Here is a 5,356-nt window from a genome sequence, read left to right as displayed (position 1 = left end):
GCAGTTCTGCTTTGCGTTTTTCCACACCTAAAAATAGAGCCAGCATCGCAGTACAAAGCAAGAACCAGGAGGAGAGGGATATACCAGTTGCTGCTGCACCTGCGTATGCTCTGAGGACAAAACCAGTAGCGATCGCAATAATATCCAAAATTACGATCTGCTTCAGCCGTAAATTATAAGCTATTTGCAATAAAGCGTAGCCAAGTATAGTGATTCCCAACCAAGGCGATCGCAGCCAACCGACAATTAGAGCTAAACTTAATAAAGTTATCGCCATACCAATAGCGAAGCGAATACTTATCGATCCTGCTGCGATCGGTCGTTGGCGCTTAATCGGATGACGACGATCGGCTTCTATATCCGCAATATCATTGAGCAAGTAGAAACAACTGGAAGTGCAGCACAATAGCACAAATGCTAGCGCACTTCCTAATATTGATTCGACATTTATGCTGAAAGCGAATAAAGGTGCAGCAAAAACAATCAAATTTTTTGTCCACTGGCGGGGTCTTAAAGCTGCTAGATGAGGAAATCTCATCTTGTTGGCTTTCAGCTTAGGCGCGGTTCCATTTAAATGCGAGGTGTTGCGGAAATCTATAACCTTCCCATCCTTTTGCGATAAAAATTTCTTGGCTAACTTTCGTAGGTTGGGTTGAGCGATAGCGAAACCCAACCGACAATTGCCATCAAAGTATACAGTATTGAGGGTAATTGGGAATATTGATTCCTGATTGTTCGCTCTTCAATACTCAATCCCCAGTTTGTCTGCGGTTAATTTTAATTTAGATAGAATCTAAATCGATCGAGCGCGAACCTCCCCGCTCTAACTGAACTAAAAGTTTACCCAGTTGCGACCACACCAGTAAAGCGATTAGGACTGTCAAAGATACAGCAATCACATAGGAAAGGGAAGCCGGAAAGCCAAAAATTTCCAGACCGGACGCCAGAAAAATACAAATTCCCACACAAATTCCCAAAAAAGGAAGTTGTAATTGTACTCCTTGTAAGTAGACTAGGGTTCGCGTCGATCTAGTTCTAAACCATTCCTGCGCCAATTGTTTGAGTGTCGCCTCAAACGCTAAGCCTGATGTTACCCCAACCAGCAACCCAGCCAGGAGGAAAAAATAAGGGGGCTCTGGAAACATGGATACTAACAACTCCTTTGCAATGACAGCCTGATGGTTAATCATACCAGTTTCCAGAGCTGAGGGGCGATCGGGGAAGTCAAAAGTCAAAAGTCAAAAGTCAAAAGTCAAAACGGATAAGGAGAAGGAGAAGGGAGGATGAAAGCAGGAAAAATATTAATTCTTCCACTCCCCCTCTGTCCCGTTCTCCCGCTTTTCTACTCCTTTGCCCTCCCTTTTACTCTTCTTTTTGACTTTTGACTTTTGACTTTTTCTAGTCCCTCTCTTCATTTCCTGTCGGAGAAAGCTGTCAGAGATCCAACAGATGGTAAGATTGCGGCTGCTCCCTCAGTGGATAATTCGGCTAAAGCTCCCAAAGCAGCATTAAATAGTTGTGCTGGTTTGATATCATCTTTAATCAAGTTCCACAGGCGTTGGACTTCTTCGGTATGCAAGCGATCGTCTTCTGTCAAAGCTAGCACCAGCTGGCGGCGCAGAAACTTGCCTTCATCGGAAAGCAAGTATTGCAAACCCATTTGTGCAGTCGGTAATATGTCGAAGCTGTTGTCAGAACGAGCGATCGCAATCAGATTTTCCAATCTTTGCCACTGGAACTTACCATTTTTGAACAACACATCGATCAAACGCCGCCGCAGTTGGGGTGTTTCCCCTGTCAGCAGACGCCGCGCTACATAAGGATAAGCCACTTCCACAATCTTAAAATTGGGATTCATGCTAAGCGCCAATCCTTCCTGCGTTACCAAAGAACGAATGATCAGCGCAAACTTAGCGGGAACGCGGAAGGGATAATCGTACATCAACTCCGAGAAGCGATCGGTAATCGTCTTAAAGTTGAAATCGCGCACATTTTTGCCGATCGCTTCGCCCAGCACTGCTTCTAGGGCGGGTACGATCGGGCGAATGTCGGTTTCCCGTGTCAAAAAGCCGAGTTTGACAAAATCTGCTGCTAAATCTTCGTAATCTTTATTGATCAGATGAACAACCGCATCTACCAAAGTTTCTTTGGTAGTTTGCTCTAACTGATCCATCATCCCAAAATCAATGTAAGCCATTCTACCGCCCGATACCCACTTGCTGGGTTGCTTTTCCCCATCTACCGGACACTGGGGCGGTAAGCCAAACAAATTGCCTGGGTGCGGGTCAGCATGGAAAAATCCGTGTTCCAGAAGTTGCTGTAACCCTGTGGTTACGCCAATGCGGATCAGGGCTTCGGTCTCAAGCCCCGCTTTCTGAATCTGTTCCGTATCCGTCAGCTTAATACCGTGAATCCATTCTAGGGTGAGGACGCGCTGGGAACTGTAGCGCCAGTAAATTGCCGGCACTTTTACTTCTGGGTCGTCGCGGAAATTGGTGGCGAATTTTTCCGCGTTGCGTCCCTCGTTGAGGTAGTCAATTTCCTCAAATAACTTGATGCCGAATTCATCTACAATCAGCGTCAAGTCATGTCCCAAATTCAGAGGCAGCCAGGGAGCCATCCAAGTTGCTGCCCATCTGATTAAATATAAGTCTAGTGTTAGTGTGGGCAGTAAGTTGGGTCGCTGCACTTTTACGGCGACTTCTTCGCCGGTGTGAAGTCTCGCCCGATAAACTTGTCCCAGACTGGCGGCGGCTACTGGCTGGGGAGAAATTTGGCTATATAGTTCCTCTACAGATCTGTCTAATTCCGTTTCGATGATGCGGAAGGCCATCGCGCTGTCAAATGGCGGCAATTGGTCTTGTAATTTGACCAATTCGTCTAAGAAGTCTTTGCGTATCAAATCCGGTCTAGTGGACAGGGCTTGACCTACTTTAATATATGTGGGGCCGAGATGAGTAAGTATTTCCCGCAGTTGGGCAGCTCGTTTGAATTTGTTCTGCTCAGCTCGATTTAGCCATTCATCCCACTGCCAACCGATCAGAAATCCAGCAAAAAACCATATTACTGTCAAGGTGCGCCAGATGGCGACGCACGGACGTTTGCTGTAGTAGCGAGCGATCGCGTTGGGATCGTACCCTCTTAACCGAGCGAGTGGATGCTGACTCACGCTTTATTTTTGCCTCTCAACTTCTGATTTTGTTTACAGAGGTCAGCTAACGCTTTACAGTTTATGAACCAAAGACTGCCTTTTCACTTAAAAATTGCCCTTATCGGGTTTCAGCCAGTTATTCAGCAATCTAGTTCAACTGGGCTGACCGCTTGTCTTTAACTTTTCTTCAAGTATAATATACAAAACTACAAAATTATCATAGTAAAGTTCAGCAAACTTTAACTTTGGTATATTTAACGACATTTTTATGAGATGGAAAAACCCGGTTTTTCTGAAAAACTGGCGTTCTTGCCGTTGACAATTTTTAATTGGATTGATTTGCTGGACTACCATCACCCCAGTTCAGCAAAATGGCTTGACAAAATAGTAATTATATGTATTTTTAGGGCGCAGTCAGAGACCACAGTTCATTGCTGATTGTGGGTGAGTGTTGCTTAGGTGGCGATCGCTTGTTAAAGTTGAGCTATTTGGTCTTCTAGAGCAAGCATCTACCATAAGTATGATTTTGTGAACCATGTATTAACTCAAAAGTATAATATTGACATCTGCCTTAAGGTAGAAAATTTATGATTTTGTTAAGGAAGCGATCGAGGAGCTAAGTTACACCCCTTACCGATGCGGATTTCAGGATGAGCGATCGCTTATCTGGAACGAAAGTTATGTTAGTCTTTGAGACAAATATTTACCCTTAAAAGCTGATGACGCTGCCTAAAAACTTTCGTTTGACTGCTGCGCTATCTATAGTCGGGTTAGCATTGATTAGTGGATGTTCCTCCACGGAGTCACCACAAGCTACATCTAGATCGAACTTGACTCAGAGTGATGCGATCGAGTCATCATCCACTACAACCGAAACTGTAACAAAAGTGGAAGCGCCAGTAAGTAATTTTGCTGTTTCTCTTGTCCCGCCAGATACTCCAGATCCAGTTGTTAACGCTGCGATTCTGCAATATGTAAAAACTCTAGCTGCCAAAGGATTTGCCAAAGAAACCCAACAAGGAGTATGGATGCAATCTGGGAATAGCCTTTTGGCAAATTATCGCGGTACAATTCCCCTCCCAGCTGCTTCCGTCACAAAAGTGGCAACAACTCTAGTGGCGCTGCAAACTCTTGGCCCGGATCGCCAATATGTAACTCTAATTGGCGGAACTGGGCCGATTAAAGATGGAGTTTTGCAAGGCGACTTAGTAGTTCGGGGAGATGGAGACCCTCTGTTTGTTTGGGAAGAAGCTATTAACTTGGGCAATACTTTAAACCAAATCGGCATTAATAAAGTAACTGGCAATTTAATCATTGTGGGTAAGTTTTACATGAACTTTAAAACTGACCCGCATATTGCAGGTACGCTACTAAAACAGGGGATAAATAATAAAATTTGGTCGGAAACAACTAAAAAACAATATTTTAGTATGTCCCCAGGCACACCTAAACCCCTAGTAGAAATAGAGGGTTCGGTAAAGGTAATGTCTTCCGCCCCCAGTAACCTACAACCTTTAGTACGTCATTATTCTTTTCCACTCGCCGAACTTCTCAAAAGAATGAATCGGTATAGCAACAACCACATGGCTGAGATGATAGCCAGTTCTGTGGGAGGTGCAAAAGTAGTCGCACAAAAAGCTGCGGAAGCAGCTGGTGTTCCCCAAGCAGAAATTCAACTGGTAAATGGTTCTGGATTAAGTCCGGAAAATCGCATTTCACCTCGCGCTGCTTGTGCGATGTTCTTGGAGATAGAACGCTATCTTGCATCTCATAATATGACGATCGGCGATGTTTTTGCCATTGTTGGTAGAGATGAAGGAACCTTGGATAAACGCAATTTGCCCCCGTTAATAGTGGTGAAATCGGGTACTTTGAATAGCGTCAGTTCCTTAGCAGGTGCTTTCCCGACAGAAAAGCAAGGTTCTGTCTGGTTTGCGATTATGAATGTGGGAGAAAATACGGATGAATTCCGCATTCAACAAGAAACCTTACTAAAAAGTTTTTTGCAGGAATGGGGAGAAGTTTCGTCATTACCAGCAGAGTTTACGCCTAATCCCGAACTGCAAACTAGAACTTCGCGAAGCGAAATTGTGAGGTAGCTAGGGGTTAGGGGTTAGGGGTTAGGGGTTAGGGCGTCGGGAGGAGGGAGAGAGAAGAGGAGGAATTTTTGAATGATTGACTTTCCCTAATCCCTAAGCCCTGTTT

At 44.6% G+C, this 5,356-nt stretch carries 4 protein-coding genes; 1 reads left to right on the top strand and 3 read right to left on the bottom strand.

What is annotated here, in order from left to right:
* The 3 genes from H6S82_RS16390 to H6S82_RS16380 form a co-directional block, all read right to left on the bottom strand.
* Positions 1-538 (bottom strand): UbiA family prenyltransferase (locus tag H6S82_RS16390; protein WP_191056431.1); only part of this gene is annotated, 538 nt, incomplete at its 3' end.
* A gap of 244 nt (positions 539-782) precedes the next feature.
* Positions 783-1,235, bottom strand: coding sequence for a hypothetical protein (locus H6S82_RS16385; protein WP_322111858.1), 453 nt, complete (start codon positions 1,233-1,235; stop codon positions 783-785).
* 176 nt (positions 1,236-1,411) lie between these two features.
* Positions 1,412-3,169 (bottom strand): AarF/UbiB family protein, encoded by a 1,758-nt coding sequence (locus tag H6S82_RS16380; RefSeq protein ID WP_190463093.1) that lies wholly within the window; start codon positions 3,167-3,169, stop codon positions 1,412-1,414.
* 701 nt (positions 3,170-3,870) lie between these two features.
* Between H6S82_RS16380 and H6S82_RS16375 the strand changes: the two genes are divergently transcribed.
* Entirely contained in the window at positions 3,871-5,250 is a 1,380-nt protein-coding gene (locus H6S82_RS16375) for a D-alanyl-D-alanine carboxypeptidase (protein ID WP_190463094.1), read from the top strand.
* Positions 5,251-5,356 lie beyond the last annotated feature (106 nt).

The organism is Planktothrix sp. FACHB-1355 (genome assembly GCF_014748295.1).
Classification (GTDB): Bacteria; Cyanobacteriota; Cyanobacteriia; order Cyanobacteriales; family Aerosakkonemataceae; genus Aerosakkonema; species Aerosakkonema funiforme_A.
Note: the sequence above shows the minus strand (reverse complement) of the source record. Positions and strands in the feature narration are given on the sequence as shown.